Raw genomic sequence first — 15,425 nt, forward strand, 5'->3', positions numbered from 1 at the left:
CCGTATCGTCGCCGCGGTGGGGGTCCTGTGACGGGCAGCGGCCCGAGAGCCGAGCTCCTCGGCCGGCGTGACGAGTGCCAGGCCCTCGACGACCTGTTGGCAGGCGCCAGGGCCGGGCGGAGCGCGGCCGTGGTGGTGCGCGGCGAGCCGGGGATCGGCAAGTCCGCCCTGCTGAAGTACGTCCGGGAGCGCGCCGACGGATGCCGGGTCGTGCGGGCGTCGGGCGTCCAGTCCGAGATGGAGCTCTCCCACGCCGGCCTGCACCAGCTGTGCGTTCCTCTCCTCGCCGGTCTCGACCAGCTGCCCGAACCGCAGCGGGACGCGCTCGGCACGGCGTTCGGGCTGAACCGCGGTGCGGCGCCCAACCGGTTCCTCGTCGGTCTCGCCACGCTGAGCCTGCTCGCGGACGCCGCCGGCCCGCAGCCGCTCGTCTGCCTCGTCGACGACGCGCACTGGCTCGACCGGGTGTCGGCGCAGACCCTGGAGTTCGTCGCCCGCAGGCTGCAGGCGGAGTCGGTGCTGCTGGTCTTCGCCGTCCGCGAACCCAGTCCCGGCGAGACGTTCGGCGGGCTCGCGGACCTCCGCCTGCCCGGACTGACCGAGCACGACTCGCGCAGGCTCCTGGCGTCGGTCGTCACCGGGCCGCTCGACGACAAGGTGCGCGACCGGATCGTGGCCGAGACGCGGGGCAACCCGCTGGCCCTGCTGGAGTTCCCGCGCGGGCTGAGCGCGGCGGAACTGGCGGGGTTCGGGCGTTCGGGTGCCAGGCCGTTGCCCAGCCGGATCGAGCAGGAGTTCCTCCGCCGGGTGCAGGCCCTCCCGGCCGAGCCGCGCCGGCTGCTGACCGCCGCGGCCGCGGAGCCGGTCGGTGATCTCGCCCTGCTCCGGCGCACGGCCGACCGCCTGGGCATCGACATCGAGGCAGCCGTGTCCCACGCGGAGGTGTCCGCGATGCTCACGCTGGGGGTGACGGTGCGGTTCCGGCATCCGCTGGTGCGATCGGCCGCGTACCGCGCGGCGCGGCAGGAGGACCTCCGGGAGATCCACCAGGCGCTCGCCGACGAGACCGACGCCGAAGCCGACCCCGATCGCCGCGCGTGGCACCTGGCGCGGGCCACCGCCGGACCCGACGAGGTCGTCGCCGCGGAACTGGTGCGCTCCGCCGACCGTGCGCGGGGGCGTGGCGGCGCCGCGGCGGCGGCCGCGTTCCTGGAGCGCGCGGTGACCCTCACCCCGGATCCCGCCCGCCGGGCCGAGCGCGCCGTCGACGCCGCGCAGGCCAACCTCCACGCCGGTGCGTTCGAACAGGCGGCCGCCGTGCTCGCGACGGCGGACAGCGCGCCGATCGACGGCTTCACCCGCGCGCGCGTCGACGTGCTGCTGGCCCAGATCGCGTTCGCCCACAACCGAGGCGTGGAAGCACCGGGTCTGCTGCTCTCCGCGGCGAACCGGTTGGAGCAGCACGACGTCCGGCTCGCTCGTGACACCTACCTGGACGCCACCGCGGCGGCGATCTTCGCCGGTCGCCTGGCCGTCGGCCCCGGACTGCGCGAGGTGGGCAGGCACGCCCGTGCGGCCGCGTCCTCTCCGTCGCCGCGGCTGCCCGATCGCCTCCTGGACGTCATCGCGGTGCGTCTCACCGACGGCTACGCGGCCGCGGCTCCGGCGATGCGGCGCGTGCTCGAGTCGTGCTGCGCAGACGAGGTGACCGCCCACGACGTGCTGCGCTGGTCCTGGCTCGCGTCCGTCATCGCCGCGGACCTGTGGGACGACGAGCGCTGGCAGGCCCTGGTGACGCGCCAGACGAGGATCGCGCGTGAATCCGGTGCGCTCAGCGAACTGCCCGACGCCCTCGACTCGGGCGTGCACATGCGCCTCGTCAGGGGAGAACTTCGCGCCGCCGCGTCGTTGCTCGAAGAGATCAGCACGGTGTGCGCGGCCACCGGCAGCACACCGGCGCGGACGGGACCGCTGGGCCTGGCCGTCTGGAGCGGCCGCGAGCAGGAGGCCCGCGCGTTGATCGACGCGTTGATGAGCGACGCGGTGCCGAGCGGCCAGGGCGCCGTCGTCACCGTCACGCAGTGGTACGCCGCCGTGCTCTGCAACAGCCTGGGCAACTACGCGGACGCGCTCACCGCCGCCCGATCGGCCTCCGCACACCAGGAGGAGTTCGCCTCACCGCGCTGGGGCCTCGCCGAACTCGTCGAAGCCGCGGCCAGGGGCGGCTCACCCGAACAGGCCGCCGCCGCACTCGAACCGCTGTCCGCCGCAGCGCGGGGGAGCGGCACGAACTGGGCACTGGGCGTGGAGGCGCGCTCGCGAGCCCTGCTGGCCGAAGGCACCGCCGCCGCAGACCTGTTCCACGAAGCTGTCGAGAGGCTCTCCCGGACGAGCGTCCGGATGGAACTGGCCCGCGCGCACCTGCTGTTCGGCGAATGGCTGAGACGCGAGGGCCGGCGCGTCGACGCCCGCAGCCAACTGGGGATCGCCCACGAGATGTTCGGCGAGATGGGTGCCACGGTCTTCGCCGAGCGCGCCCGCCGCGAACTCCAGGCCACCGGCGTCACCGTCCGCAAACGCGCCGCCACCCCGGCGAACCACGCCCTGACCCCGCAGGAGACGCAGATCGCCCGCCACGCCGCGAACGGCCTGACGAACGCCGAGATCGGCACCCGCCTGTTCATCAGTTCGCACACGGTCGAGTGGCACCTGCGCAAGGTGTTCTCCAAGCTGGGCATCGCCTCCCGCAAGGAGATCCGCGACATCCTGCCCGAGGACGCGGCGACCTCGGCCTGACTCACAACGCGAACGGGTCCCGGGGCGGCCCGGCGTCCCTCGTCTCCACCGCGTCGAGCAGGCTGTGCAGCCCGACCTCGTAGCGCTGCACGTCGGTCGGATCGAACTGCCAGTTCGCGATCGGCTCGAGCATCTCCTCGGCGAAGTGACTGCCCTCCACCAGTTTCAGCTCGTCCTGCACCGAGTGCTCCAGTTCGCGCCGGTCTCCGGTCATGGTCGTCCCCTTCCTCCGCTGGTTCCCAGTGAAGACCGGACAGCCGATCGTTCTGTGACACGGACCGCGCCGCCTGCGCGACGCGGTCCGTGCCGAGATCGGGGTCAGCGAGCGTCAACGGCCGCACGCGCGGCCCGTTCGATGATCCGCGTGACGGACTTCGGGTCCGTCATCAGACCGAGGTGCCCGGCGCCGTACTCCACGACGGTGGCGCCGGCCTTCCTGGCCATGGCCCGCTGAGCGCCGTACGGGATGACCTTGTCCTTCGTGCCCACGAGGCTCCACGAGGGAATCGTCCGCCAGGCAGGCACCCCGGACGGCTCGTCGATCGCGAGGGCGGCCGGCCGCTGCGTGGCGGCGACGAGAGCCTTCCCCTCCGCGTTCAACCCGTCCGCGAACGCCTTGAGGACAACCGACTTCTTGATGTACAGGTCACTGGCCGGCGTAGGCGGGAGGGACGCGGGAACGAAGTCGAACACGGTCGTCGGATCCCCCGAGAGCGCGGAGTCCGGCCCCGCCAGAGCCACCACCCGCTCACCCTGATCGGGAGCGAACGCGTTGACGTACACGAGCGCCTTGACGTTCGGATTCCCGTTGGCAGCATTGGTGATCACGGCCCCGCCGTAGGAATGTCCAACGAGGACGATCGGGCCCGGCTGCGCCTCCAGGAAGGTCTTCACGTACGCCGCGTCGCTGCTGAGCGACCGCAACGGATTGGCGACGGCGACGACCTTGAAGCCCTCGCGCTCCAGTCTCGTCACCACACCGCTCCAACTGGAGGCGTCCGCCCACGCCCCGTGCACGAGCACGATGGTGGGCTTCTTCGCAGACCGGTTCTCCTGCGCGGTGGCGCCCAGCGTCGGCGTGACGCTCAACGCGAGGAGGACCGCCGAAAGAGCGATGAACGCGATGGAACCGCGCCGCGTCCTGGCACGGCGAACAGCGGAACTGGGTTTGCTGGTCATGGTTCGGTCCTGTTCTGGGGGATGGTCGACTCGGCCAGGAGGACCGGACGACCTGCCCGCCGCGTGACAGCAGTCCCGAGACCGGTTCGCTGCGGAACTCGCCACGACCCTGGGTGAACTGGGACCGGCGCGGGCCGGGCGAACGCCCGCAGATACCTCAAGGATCAACTCATCCGGGAAAACTCGGGCTAGGCTGCCTCGACCAGTCAGCGGCGACGAGGGGTTGGGGCCTGTGGCTCGACGTTCGGACTCACCCGTGGTGATCCTGAGCATCCTGCTCGTGCTCTCACTCGCCGGGTGGTTCGGCTTCGACTACCTGCACGAACGGCTCTCCTCTTCGAGCTGTGACACGGTCGCCACGCTCAGCGTCGTGGCCGCGCCGGGCATCGCCTCGGCGGTGGCCCGCGTGTCGGAACAGGACGGTGCCGCGTGCTATCGAGTCGAGGTGATCGCGCGGGATTCCGCCGAGGCCGTCGAGTCCCTCGCGCAGGCCAAACTGGATGTGTGGATCCCGGAGTCGTCCCAGTGGCTGCTGCGCGCCCAGCGGCGGGATGCTTGGGACATCCCCGTCACCGGCCCGTCGATCGCGTCCTCGCCCGTCGTGCTGGGGCTGACCGAGACCGCCGCGCGGCGGTTCGGCTGGCCGGAGCGAACGCCCACCTGGGCCCAGGTGTTCAGCGGCGAGTCGGCGATCGGACTCGTCGACCCGGCCGTCGACCCGGCAGGCCTGTCGGCGTTGATCGCCACGGGTGAGCTGGCCGGGTCCGCTCCTGACCCGGCCGGTTCCTACGCTCTGACGCTGCGCAAGCTCACCAAGCACACCGTCCAGAAGCCCGCCGACCTGTTCGATCCCGCCCGGCCGCTGGACGGCGTGGTGACACCGGAGTCGGACCTGGGAAAGCACGGCCTGGTCGGGGTGTACGCCGATCCCGCGGTGCCTTCGCTGGACTACCCGTACGTAGTCCTGCCCGGTGCCGATCAGGGCAAACGTGATGTGGCGCAACAGTTCCTGAGCCGCCTGCTCGACCAGGCCTCCGCCGGGCAGTTCGCGCAGGAGGGCCTGCGCGGGCCCGACGGGCGGGCCCTCGGGGGTTCGAGCGCCGCGGTGGTCCGGCCGGTCGCCCCTCCCGCCGACCCCGACCAACTGCTCAACCAGTGGGCGGCGGTCAACCGCAGCGCCCGGATGCAGGTGCTGCTGGACGTGTCCGGGTCGATGGCCCAGGTCGTTCCCAAGGCCGCCACCGACCGGATGACGCTCACCGTCCGGTCCGCCGAGTTGGGCATCAAGCTGTTCAAGCCGACCACGAAGGTCGGTCTGTGGCGGTTCTCCACGAACCTTGACGGGGACAAGGACTACAAGGAACTCCTGCCGGTGCGGCCGGTGGGTGACCTCCTGGCCGACGGCTCGCTGGACGAACTCCGCAAGGTCAAGGCGATCAACAACAGCGCCACCGGCCTGTACGACTCGGTGCTGGCCGCCTACACCTCGGCCCGGCAGAACTGGGAGCCGGGCCGGATCAACCTGGTGGTGGTGCTCACCGACGGCAAGAACGAGGACCCCCGGGGGATCACCCAGGAACAGCTGCTCGCCCAACTGGCCGAGTTGCAGGACCCGAAACGGCCGCTGCAGATCATCGGCATCGGCATCGGTCCGGACATCGACCCGGTCGAGCTGCGGGCGATCTCGCGGGCGACCGGCGGCGACGCCTACACCACCGAGGACCCGACCAAGATCGTCGACGTCTTCTACGCAGCGATGGGCAGGTTGCTGGAGACGTGACCACTTCCACCACCGAACCGCGGCAGATCGTCCTGGCCTGGCCCCGGCCGATCACCCTGGCCGCGATCGCGATCGGCGTCATCCCGTTCGTGATCCACGCCTGGATGGCGTTCAACGGCTACTTCGGGCACGACGACTTCGTGATCCTGCACCGGGCGGCGGCCCACGGGCCGTTCGACCTCGACTACCTCTTCCAGGACTACAGCGGCCACCTGGCGCCCGGCATGTTCCTGCTGGCGTGGTTCGTCACGGCGGTCGCGCCGCTGAGCCACGTGGTCGCCGTGCTCCCGCTGCTCGTGATGCTCGCGGTGGCGTCCGTCCTGTTCTGGCGGGTGCTGACGCGGTGCTTCGGGTCGCGCTGGACGCTGCTGGTGCCGTTCGCGGTGTACGCGTTCTGCCCCCTGATCCTGTACCCCACGCTGTGGTGGGCCTACGGCGTGCAGCTCTTCCCGTTGCTGCTGACCATGTTCGGCGCGATCAACGCGCACCTGACCTACCTGCGCACCCGCGCCACGAAGCAGGTCGTCATCACCCTGCTGTGGACCGCCGCCGGGCTGGCCTTCTACGAGAAGGCGGCGTTGTTCGTCGTCGTGCTGTTCGGGCTCACGCTGCTGCTGGGCGAACGGGTGCCGTGGCGGGTGTGGCTGGTGCACGCGGTCCCCGTCGTCGCGTTCGCCGTCCTGTTCCTCAGCCTGACCACCAGCCGTGTCAAGAACGACCTGCCGTCCGCGGACGCCATCGTGGAGTTCGCCGGCCTCGCGGTGGGGAACACCTTCCTGCCGGGGTTGTTCGGCGGCCCGTGGACTTCTCCCGCGCCCGGTGCGACCATCTCGACGTCACCGCTGTGGTTGCGTCTCACCGTGGCCGCGGTGGCCGTGGTGGTGCTCGTGGCCGGACTGCGCGAGGCGCCGCGGCGTGCCGGGGCGGCGTGGCTGATGCTGGCCGGGTACTTCGCGGTCGACCTGGGGCTGGTGATCGTGACCAGGCTGCCCGAGATCGGGCCGCTGATCGGCAACGACCCCCGGTACATCGCCGACGCGGTGCCGATCGCCGTGCTCTGCGCGACGTTCGCGTTCCTCGAACCGGGCGAGCGCGAGCGCACCGGCGACCTGAAACGGCCGGTCGTGCTCGGCCTGGTGACGTTGCTCGGGATCAGCGCCACGTTCAGCTTCCTGTGGCTCGCACCCGGTCTGCGGTTCGCCAAGTCGGAGCAGTACGTCAGCACCGCGCGAGCCGCGCTGACGGCGAACCCGTCGATCGCGCTCTACGACACGCACGTCCCGGGCGAGATCATCTCGGAGTGGTTCGTCTACGACGGCCTGGCCTCCAGGGTGGTCGGTCTGCTCCCTCAGCGGCCGAAGTTCGACCAGCCCGCGGAGGAGATGTTCCTGCTGGACGACAACGGATCGCCGCAGAAGATCACCGGCGTCGAGGATCCGGTCGTCGGCAGGAAGGGGCCGGTGGCCGACTGCGGCTACCCGGTCGGCGGCCAGGTCGTGACGATTCCGCTGAGCGGCCGGGTGGAGGGCCGCCAGTTGCTGCGGATGGAGTACTACACCTCCAGTGCGGGCCCGGCGCGGCTCGCGCTGGGCACGGTCGTCCAGGAGGTGAACGTCGCCGCGGGCCTGCACGTGCTCTACGTCGCCGTGAACGGCGGCTCGGACCGGCTGGAGATCAACCGCGGCACCGATGTGGACCCGATGTGCGTCGTGGACGTCCGGATCGGTTCCCCTGCGACGTGACCGGACCTACACTCCGGCGGATGACCTTCGACCAGGTGCGCCGCGACTGGACCCGGCTCGGCGAAGCGGATCCGCTGTGGGCCGTGCACGTGGCGCCGGACAAGCGCGGCGGCCGGTGGGAGGTCGACCAGTTCCTCGAACTGGGACGGCGGGACGTGGCGATCGCCCGTGAGTGGCTCGCCCGGCTCGGCCTGCCGGTGACCTGGCGGCGGGTGCTGGACTTCGGGTGCGGGGCCGGGCGGCTGTCGCAGGCGCTGGCCGAGCACGCCGACGAGGTCGTCGGCGTGGACGTCTCGCCGCCGATGCTCGCCACCGCCGAGAAACTGGACCGCAGCGGCGGGAAGTGCCGGTTCGTCCACAACGACACGCCGGATCTGCACCGGTTCCGCGACGGCGATTTCGACCTGGTCTACACCGAACTGGTGTTGCAGCACCTGCCGCGCACGGCGATCGAGGGCTACCTGGCGGAGTTCATGCGCGTGCTGCGTCCCGGTGGCGTGGCGGTGTTGCAGTGCACGACGAGTCCGTTGTGGACGGTCCGGGGCGTGCTCTGGCGGTTCGCTCCCTACCGCCTGGTGGCCTGGGGGCAACGCGTCGTGCTGCGCTACCCGGCGCCGATGCGGATGACCGCGCTGGCACCGGACCGGCTCCGCGCCGTGGTGGCCGCGCACGGCGGTGAGGTGGTGGACAGCGTGTCCGAGGACATCCCGGTGAGCCACTGGCGGTCCACGAGATACGTCGTCCGCAAGAGGTGACGCGCGTCAGAGTGGCCGTGGGCTTGTACCGCAACCCCACGGCGTGGGTCATGCTGGGTCTCACGCTGCTGTCGTTCCTGCAACGCCCCGGCCGCACGACCTTCGACACCAAGCTCGACCTCGTGGTCGACCCGCTGGCGTTCCTCGGCCGCGCGCTGCACCTGTGGAACCCCGCGGCCAGCGGTGGCGAACTGCAGAACCAGGCGTACGGCTACCTGTTCCCGATGGGGCCGTACTTCGCGTTGTGCGACGTGCTCGGGCTGCCGCCGTGGATCTCCCAGCGCCTGTGGTGCGCCCTGCTGCTGTGCGGCGCGTTCGGCGGTGTCCTCGCGGTCGCGCGGGCGTTGCGGATCGGCACCGCCCCGGCGCAGTACCTGGGGGCCGTCGCGTACGCGCTGGCGCCGCGGATGCTCACCGAGATCGGCCCGCTGTCGGCGGAGATGGTCGCCGCCGCGATGCTGCCGTGGATCCTGCTGCCCCTGATCAAGGCCGACCGGATCTCCTCGCCACGACGGGCGGCCGGCCTGTCCGGGCTGGCGACCCTCGGCGTCGGCGGGATGAACGGCGCACTGGTGCTCACGGTCCTGCTGCTGCCCGGTCTGTGGCTGCTCACGCGGCAGTGGACCGCGCGGCACGTCCGGCTCGTGCTCTGGTGGTGCGCGGCCGTGGTGGCGGCCGTGCTGTGGTGGTTGCTGCCGCTGATGCTGCTCGGCGAGTACAGCCTGCCGTTCGTCGACTACGTCGAGTCGGCCGCCAACACCACGGCGCCGACGTCGCTGTTCCAGGTCCTGCGCGGCACCAACCAGTGGGTCGCCTACGTCGTGCAGGGCAGCCCGTGGTGGCCGTCCGGTTTCATGCTGGTCGACAACCCGGTCCTGATGCTGGCCACCGGGCTCCTCGCGGCGGCCGGCCTCGCCGGGCTGGTCCGCCGCGGACTGCCGGAGCGGCGCTTCCTGACGATCGGCGTCGTCGCGGGCGTCGCCGTGATGACCATCGGTTACGTCGGGGCGCTGGACAGCCCGCTGTCACACACCGTTCGCGCCCTGCTGGACGGTCCGCTGGCCCCGCTGCGCAACGTGCACAAGTTCGAGCCCGGCCTGCGGCTGCCGTTGATGCTCGCGTTCACGCACGCGGCGTCCAGCGTCCGGATCCCGGCCGCCGCGACCACCGCGGTCGCGGGCAAGGTCCGGCTCGCCGTCGGCGTCCTGCTGGTGGCCGTGATGGCCGTGCCCGCGTGGACGCTCACGTTGCGGCCGGGGCCGGGGTGGCAGGAGATCCCGGACCACTGGCGTTCCGCGATGACGTGGCTGGCCGACCAGGACCCGCACGCCCGCACCCTCCTGCTGCCCGGCACCGGGTTCGGCGAGTACACCTGGGGCAGGACGGTCGACGAGCCCGCCCAGGCGCTGGCTCGGGCACCCTGGGCGCTGCGCAGTCAGATCCCGCTCGGCTCGGAGGGCAACACCCGGCTGATGGACGCGGTCGAGGACGCGCTCGCCGACGGGCGCGGCGCACCGGGACTGGCCGACTTCCTCGCTCGGTCCGGGCACAGGTTCCTGTTGGTGCGCAACGACATCGACCGGGTCGCCACCGGTGCGCCACCGGTCGCGATGATGCGGGACGCGCTGGCCCGCTCCGCCGGGATCGAACGCGTGATGACGTTCGGCCCGATGGTCAGGCCGGGGGACCAGCCGGTCGTCAACGCGATCGACCTCGACGCCGCGCCCGCGCCCGCGGTGGAGATCTACGAGGTGAAGCGGCCGGTGCCGCGCGCGGTCGCGGTGAACGCCGAGGACGTCGCGACGGTGAGCGGTGGGCCGGAATCCCTGTTGCCGCTGCTCGACTCGGGAGTGCTGCGGGGAGATCGTCCTGCCGTGCTGGCCGGTGACGGCGGCGCGCCCGAGAGCCGGGACTGGCTCGTCACCGACGGGCTGCGCCACCGGGAGCGCAACGTCGGGCGGGTGCGCGACAACCTGAGCCAGACCCTCGCCGCCGACGAACGGCTGAGGCAGGACCGGCCGGTGGCCGACATCCTGCCGTTCTCCGGTCCGGAGCACCTGACGGTCGCGGCCTACCGCGGGATTCGCGGCGTCACCGCGTCGAGTTCGGCCGGGTTCGCGGACTCCGTCCGCGCCTCCGACGCGTCGTCCATGCCGTTCGCCGCGATCGACGGAGATCCGTACAGCGCCTGGCAGGCCTCCACCTTCGCCGGACCGGCCGGGCAGTGGCTCGAAGTCGGCCTGGACACACCGCGGGTCGTCGACCAGGTGACGGTGCGGATGGTCGACGACATCCGGGTCGGCTGGCCGGTCACCCGGATCAGGATCACCACCGACTCGGGTTTCCGCGACCACGACGTCGCCAGGGGCACCGCGGAGCAGGTGTTCGCGGTGTCGCCGGGGCTCACGAGCAGGGTCCGGGTCACCGTGCTGTCGGTGGCGGCGGAGTTGACCAGCGGCTCCGTCGGCATCGCCGAGCTGTCGGTGCCCGGAGTGACCGCCCACCGGGCGTTGCGGGTGCCCACCGACGTCCTGCCGAGCCCCGAACAGCGGACGACCTTCGCCTTCAGCCGCGGCCCCCTGCCGCGCTACTCCTGCACCGGTACCGACGGAGACCAGCGGTGCGACGTGGGACTGGCCCGCAGCGGCGAGGAACCCGACGGGATCCACCGGCTCTTCCGCACCCGCGACGACGCCAACTACCGTCTCGAAGGGACGGTCCTGCCCGCCGTCGGCGGCACCCTTCCCGTCACCGCACCGGGGGTGACCGTCTCCAGCACGACCCAGTTGGCCGGTGACCCGGGCGCCGCTCCGCTGGCCGCGGTCGACGTGAACCCCTCCACGACGTGGATCGCCGACTACACCGACGAGGAACCCACGCTGCGCCTGGCCTGGCCCACCGCCCGCGACGTGACCGGCTTGCGGCTGACCACGTCGGCGCAGTCCGGCGCGTCCCGCCCGACCGAGGTGCAGATCACCACCCCGGAGCTGAGCCGGACCGTGCCGGTGTTCTCCGACGGCTCGGTCGACTTCGTCGCGACCACCGACCGGCTGGACATCACGATCAAGAAGAGCGAAGGGGTGCCCGGCCGCGTTCCGGGACCGGCGGGCATCAGCGACGTCGAGATCGTCGGCGCGCCCGACCTGGTGCGGCCGATCCCGCTGGACACCCCGTTCACCGTGCCGTGCGGCTCCGGCCCGGCCGTCACCGTCGACGGAACCTCCTACGCCACCACGGTTTCCGGCACGCTGCGGGACGTGTTCCAGCACCGTCCGCTACCGCTGGGCACCTGCCGGGACCTGGTCGAAGGCGTCGACCTCGGAGGCCGGGAGCACGAGGTGAGCACAGCTCGATCGGCCTCCTTCGTGGTGCAGGACCTCACCCTGCGGCCCAGTGCTGCGGCCGCCACCGAGCCGCCGCCGGGTCAGCGCGCGATCGACTTCGAGCGGTGGGATGCCGCACACCGAGAACTGCGGGTGGCCGCCGGGCAGACCGCGGTCCTCAGCGTTCCGGAGAACGCCAACGACGGCTGGGTGGCCAAGGTGGACGGCAAGCCGCTCGCCCGCACCAGGATCGACGGGTGGCAGCAGGCCTGGGTGCTGCCGGCCGGTGGCGTGACGACCGTGGTGCTGGACTTCGAGCCCGACACCACCTACCGGCAACGGCTGCTGGCCGGCGCCGCCGCGGCGGCGCTCCTGCTGGTGGTCACGCTCCTGCCGGTGCGCAGACGGGTCCGGATCAGCACGTCCCCCGCGGGCAAGCGGTGGGTACCGGCGGCGCTGGTGGTGCTGCTCGCGGCCGTCGGCGGGATCCTGCCGGTCGTCCTGCTGATCGCGAGCCTGCTCGTCCGTGCCGTGGCCCAGCGGTTCACCGCGCGGTTCAACGTCACGGCCTTGATCGTCGTCGCCGGGATGGCGACCGCCACCGTGATCGCGGTCGTCGGACGCCTGCAAGGACACGGGCAGAACTGGGCGTACGGAACCGCCACGCAGGCCGCCATCCTCGTCGCCCTGGCCGCGGCGGTGTCACCGTGCCTTGCCTGGTTCGACCCGGGACCGGAACTCGATCAGGGCTCCGAAGCAGGCGAGCAGGGCGGTGGCGGTGACGGCCCCGGCGACGACCTGGACCGGCGAACCGTGCCACCAGCCGAGCACGAGCACGACCTCGAACCCGACCGCCAGCCAGGTCAGTGACGTGGACCAGCGGTCGGCGCCCGCGATCCTGGAGTACAACAGGATCTGCACGAGCGACAGCAGCGATCCGACCAGGGCGAACGGCCACACCGGAAGGCTGCTCGCCGCGTAGGCCGAACCGCCGACGAGCGACACCACCGTGCGGCCGAACACCGCGCATCCCAGCACCACCACCGCGTCCACGGCGGCGCAGACGCCCAGCGCGATCGGCACGATCCGGCGGCGGGTCTTCTCGTCGGCCAGCTTGGGCAGGACGACGACGGCGATCGCGTACGGCAGCCAGTACGCGATCTTGGTGATCACCGAGCCCACCGCGTACTCCCCGGCCTCGTGGGCGGGAAGGCTGTGCCGGGCCAGCACCAGGTCCACGTTCACCAGCAGCACCAGCGCCAGCAACGCCTGCACGGTGTGCAGCACGTCGCGCACGTGCCCCGCGGTGCGGGGGCCCGGCACCGGTCTGCCGCAGATCAGCCAGCCTGCGAAGGCGACGACGACCGACCCCGCGAGCGTTCCGGCGAACGCCCCGGCGGGCGTGCGGAACACGAGCAGGCCGAGCAACGTGCCGCCGACCCGCCCGACCCCCTCGGTCGCGATCAGGCGGGCCATCGAGCGGAACCGCTGCGTGCCCTGCAGGACTCCGTAGCACAGGCCGACGAGCGTGATCGGCGCGAGCGAGCAGGCGAGCAGCAGCACCGCCCACGGCCCCGGCAGGTGCAGCAACACCATCAGCACGGGGGACACGGCCAGCGCGGTGACCAGGACGGTGGCGCTGGTCAGCAGACCGAGCGTCACCAGCGGCCCGCGATCCTGGTCGGGCGCCCGCGCCACCCGCAGGGCGATCACGGTCTGCAAGCCCATCGCCGGCACCGCGCCGATCGCCAGGAGCGCCAGCAGTGACCCCATTTCGCCGAAGACCGCCGGCGCGAGCAGCCGCGCGGCGATCACCGTGAGCAGGTAGCTGGCGACGTTGCTGCCGCCGAAGGCGACCGTGACCGCGATCGCGTCGACGCGGGTCCTGGCCGGAAGTGTGTCCGCCACTGGCATCTTCCCCTAGGTTACCGAGGGGTAATGGTCGGGGAACTATAGTCCCGCAGTCCAGGCTTCGGGCTGCCGACGAGAAGAGCGGGTGCGATGCGGCTGGTTCTGCCCGCGGTGTCCGCCGTGCTGGCCCTGCTCGTGCTCACCCCGTTGCTCGGCCGCGGCTTCGTCCTGAACTACGACATGGTGTTCGCGCCGGACCAGTCGCTCCTGCCCGACGGCCTCGGCCTCGGCTCGGCGCTGCCCAGGTCGGTCCCGGCGGACGCGGTGATGTCGTTCGCGACCGCCCTGCTGCCGGGCGACGTCGTGCAGAAGATCGTGCTCCTGGCGGCCTTGTTCGCCGGTCCGCTCGGCGCGGGCAGGCTCGTGCCCACGAACTCGGTGGCGATCCGGGTCGTGGCCGCGGTCTGGTACGGGTGGAGCGCGTACCTGGCCGAGCGACTTCTCATGGGCCATTGGCCGTACGTGGTCACGTACGCCTGCCTGCCGTGGATCGCGGCGGCCGGGCTCGCGGTCCGCCGAGGGGACCCCAAAGCGCTCCCGAAGCTGATCCTGGCCTGCGCTCCCGCGGTTCTCACGCCGACCGGTGGCATCATCGCCGCGGTGCTCGCGGTCGTGTGCTCGGGCCGCCGCGCGCTCGCGGTCACCGTGCCGGTCACGGTCCTGCTGAACCTGCCGTGGCTGCTGCCTTCCGTGCTGCACCCCGGCGGTTCACTGTCCAGTCCGGACGGTGCCGGGGCGTTCGCCGCCAGGGCCGAGAGCTGGGGCTCTCCGGTCATCAGCGTGCTCGGCCTCGGCGGGATCTGGAACGCCGAGGTCGTGCCGGGCAGCCGGGGGATGCCGCTGCTGCCGGTGATCACCCTGCTGTCGGTCGCCGTGGCCCTGGTGGGGCTGCGTTCGCTCGCGCCGCGATGGGGCCTGGCGCCCGCGCGGTCGTTCGTCGTCCTCGGCGCGATCGGCGTCGCGATCGCGGTGTTCGGCACGCTGCCGGGCGGCGGTGACGTGCTGGCGTGGGCGGTGTCCCACGTGCCCGGCGCGGGTCTGCTGCGGGACTCGCAGAAGTGGGCCGCGTGGTGGGCGCTCCCGCTCTCGCTCGGGTTCGCCCTCGGGGTGGAGGCGGTGGGGAAGTACCTGATCAACAGGACCGCGCTGGTGGCGCTGGCGGCGGTGCTGCCGCTCGTCACGATGCCCGACTTCGCCTGGGCGGGATTGGGGCGCCTGGAGGTGGTGGACTACCCGGCCGACTGGAGTGCCGTGCGCACCGTGCTGGAGGCGGATGACGGAGCGGGCGACGTGCTGGCCCTGCCGATGTCCGCGTTCCGGCGGTTCTCCTGGAACGGCGACCGGACGCAACTCGATCCGGCGCCCCGGTTCCTGCCGAGGACGGTCGTCATCGACGACGTTGTGCACGTCGGTGGCAGACCGGTGGCAGGGGAGGACCGCAGGGTTGCGACGATTCGCCGGGCGATGGCCCGGGGCGGCGATCTCGGCGCGGTCGGGATCGGCTGGGTGCTGGTGGAGCACGGCACCCCCGGCAGGGTCGACCCCGGTGTGCTCGGGGGTCTGCGGGAGGTGTGGTCCGGGCCGTGGCTGACCCTCTACCGGGTGCCGGGGGTGATCGCGCCGCCACCGGCCGGAGCGCCGCGATTGCCTGTTGTCGCAGGAGATCTCGGTGCGTTGGCGGTTGTCGCGGGCAGCCTATTGTGGCTGCTGTTACCAGCCGGTAGATTCAGCCGACCTAGGCACTCGCGGACAGTCGAGGAGTAAGCGTGCGCACATTGATCGGTGCCGTCATCGCGGTCGTCGCCGGGCTCGCGTTCGCCGGTGGCGGAACGTACGCCCTGGTCACCTCTCTCGCGCCGGACAAGGCGGTCCAGCTCGAGAACGCCCCGGCTCCCAACAACTCCAACCCCGACACCGTCAACTACGGCACGCCGTAAGG

9 protein-coding genes and 1 pseudogene are annotated in these 15,425 nt (G+C 72.0%); 7 read left to right on the forward strand and 3 right to left on the reverse strand.

The window, feature by feature from the left end; genetic code table 11:
* Positions 1-27: 27 nt before the first annotated feature.
* Positions 28-2,796, forward strand: coding sequence for an ATP-binding protein (locus JNUCC0626_RS07435; protein ID WP_394618924.1), 2,769 nt, complete (start codon positions 28-30; stop codon positions 2,794-2,796).
* A 1-nt stretch (position 2,797) separates the two neighbouring features.
* On the opposite strand, the gene JNUCC0626_RS07440 is transcribed toward JNUCC0626_RS07435, so the two are convergent.
* Together JNUCC0626_RS07440 and JNUCC0626_RS07445 are read right to left on the reverse strand one after the other, a co-directional pair.
* On the reverse strand, positions 2,798-3,010 hold the full coding sequence (locus JNUCC0626_RS07440) for a hypothetical protein (RefSeq protein WP_394618925.1): 213 nt from the start codon (positions 3,008-3,010) through the stop codon (positions 2,798-2,800).
* 104 nt (positions 3,011-3,114) lie between these two features.
* Complete coding sequence (locus JNUCC0626_RS07445) at positions 3,115-3,975, reverse strand: alpha/beta hydrolase (RefSeq protein ID WP_394618926.1); 861 nt, start codon at positions 3,973-3,975, stop codon at positions 3,115-3,117.
* A 232-nt stretch (positions 3,976-4,207) separates the two neighbouring features.
* On the opposite strand from JNUCC0626_RS07445, the gene JNUCC0626_RS07450 reads away from it, so the two are divergent.
* From JNUCC0626_RS07450 to JNUCC0626_RS50525, 4 genes and pseudogenes are all read left to right on the forward strand, one after another.
* On the forward strand, positions 4,208-5,755 hold the full coding sequence (locus JNUCC0626_RS07450) for a substrate-binding domain-containing protein (protein ID WP_394618927.1): 1,548 nt from the start codon (positions 4,208-4,210) through the stop codon (positions 5,753-5,755).
* Complete coding sequence (locus tag JNUCC0626_RS07455) at positions 5,752-7,497, forward strand: hypothetical protein (protein WP_394618928.1); 1,746 nt, start codon at positions 5,752-5,754, stop codon at positions 7,495-7,497. The genes JNUCC0626_RS07450 and JNUCC0626_RS07455 overlap by 4 nt, the downstream gene beginning before the upstream one ends.
* A 20-nt stretch (positions 7,498-7,517) precedes the next feature.
* Positions 7,518-8,252 (forward strand): class I SAM-dependent methyltransferase, encoded by a 735-nt coding sequence (locus JNUCC0626_RS07460; RefSeq protein ID WP_394618929.1) that lies wholly within the window; start codon positions 7,518-7,520, stop codon positions 8,250-8,252.
* Positions 8,253-8,302: 50 nt separating this feature from the next.
* Positions 8,303-11,377 (forward strand): annotated as a pseudogene (locus JNUCC0626_RS50525) (alpha-(1->3)-arabinofuranosyltransferase); the annotation flags it as partial.
* Between the two features lie 900 nt (positions 11,378-12,277).
* Here JNUCC0626_RS50525 and JNUCC0626_RS07470 read toward each other — a convergent pair.
* On the reverse strand, positions 12,278-13,489 hold the full coding sequence (locus tag JNUCC0626_RS07470) for a lipopolysaccharide biosynthesis protein (RefSeq protein ID WP_394618930.1): 1,212 nt from the start codon (positions 13,487-13,489) through the stop codon (positions 12,278-12,280).
* Between the two features lie 87 nt (positions 13,490-13,576).
* Here JNUCC0626_RS07470 and JNUCC0626_RS07475 point away from each other — a divergent pair, with 87 nt between their 5' ends.
* A complete protein-coding gene (locus JNUCC0626_RS07475) occupies positions 13,577-15,250 on the forward strand; it encodes a hypothetical protein (RefSeq protein WP_394618931.1) in 1,674 nt (557 codons plus the stop codon).
* A 2-nt stretch (positions 15,251-15,252) separates the two neighbouring features.
* On the forward strand, positions 15,253-15,423 hold the full coding sequence (locus JNUCC0626_RS07480) for a DUF2613 family protein (RefSeq protein WP_394618932.1): 171 nt from the start codon (positions 15,253-15,255) through the stop codon (positions 15,421-15,423).
* Positions 15,424-15,425: the final 2 nt, after the last annotated feature.

The sequence above is a fragment of the Lentzea sp. JNUCC 0626 genome, from assembly GCF_043632865.1.
Taxonomy (GTDB): Bacteria; Actinomycetota; Actinomycetes; order Mycobacteriales; family Pseudonocardiaceae; genus Lentzea.

Excerpts from the sequence above, each read along its gene's own strand:
- JNUCC0626_RS07440 (WP_394618925.1), bottom strand. The coding sequence starts at position 3,010 with ATGACCGGAGACCGGCGCGAACTGGAGCACTCGGTGCAGGACGAGCTG.
- JNUCC0626_RS07445 (WP_394618926.1), bottom strand. The coding sequence starts at position 3,975 with ATGACCAGCAAACCCAGTTCCGCTGTTCGCCGTGCCAGGACGCGGCGC.
- JNUCC0626_RS07460 (WP_394618929.1), top strand. The coding sequence starts at position 7,518 with ATGACCTTCGACCAGGTGCGCCGCGACTGGACCCGGCTCGGCGAAGCG.
- JNUCC0626_RS07470 (WP_394618930.1), bottom strand. The coding sequence starts at position 13,489 with ATGCCAGTGGCGGACACACTTCCGGCCAGGACCCGCGTCGACGCGATC.
- JNUCC0626_RS07475 (WP_394618931.1), top strand. The coding sequence starts at position 13,577 with ATGCGGCTGGTTCTGCCCGCGGTGTCCGCCGTGCTGGCCCTGCTCGTG.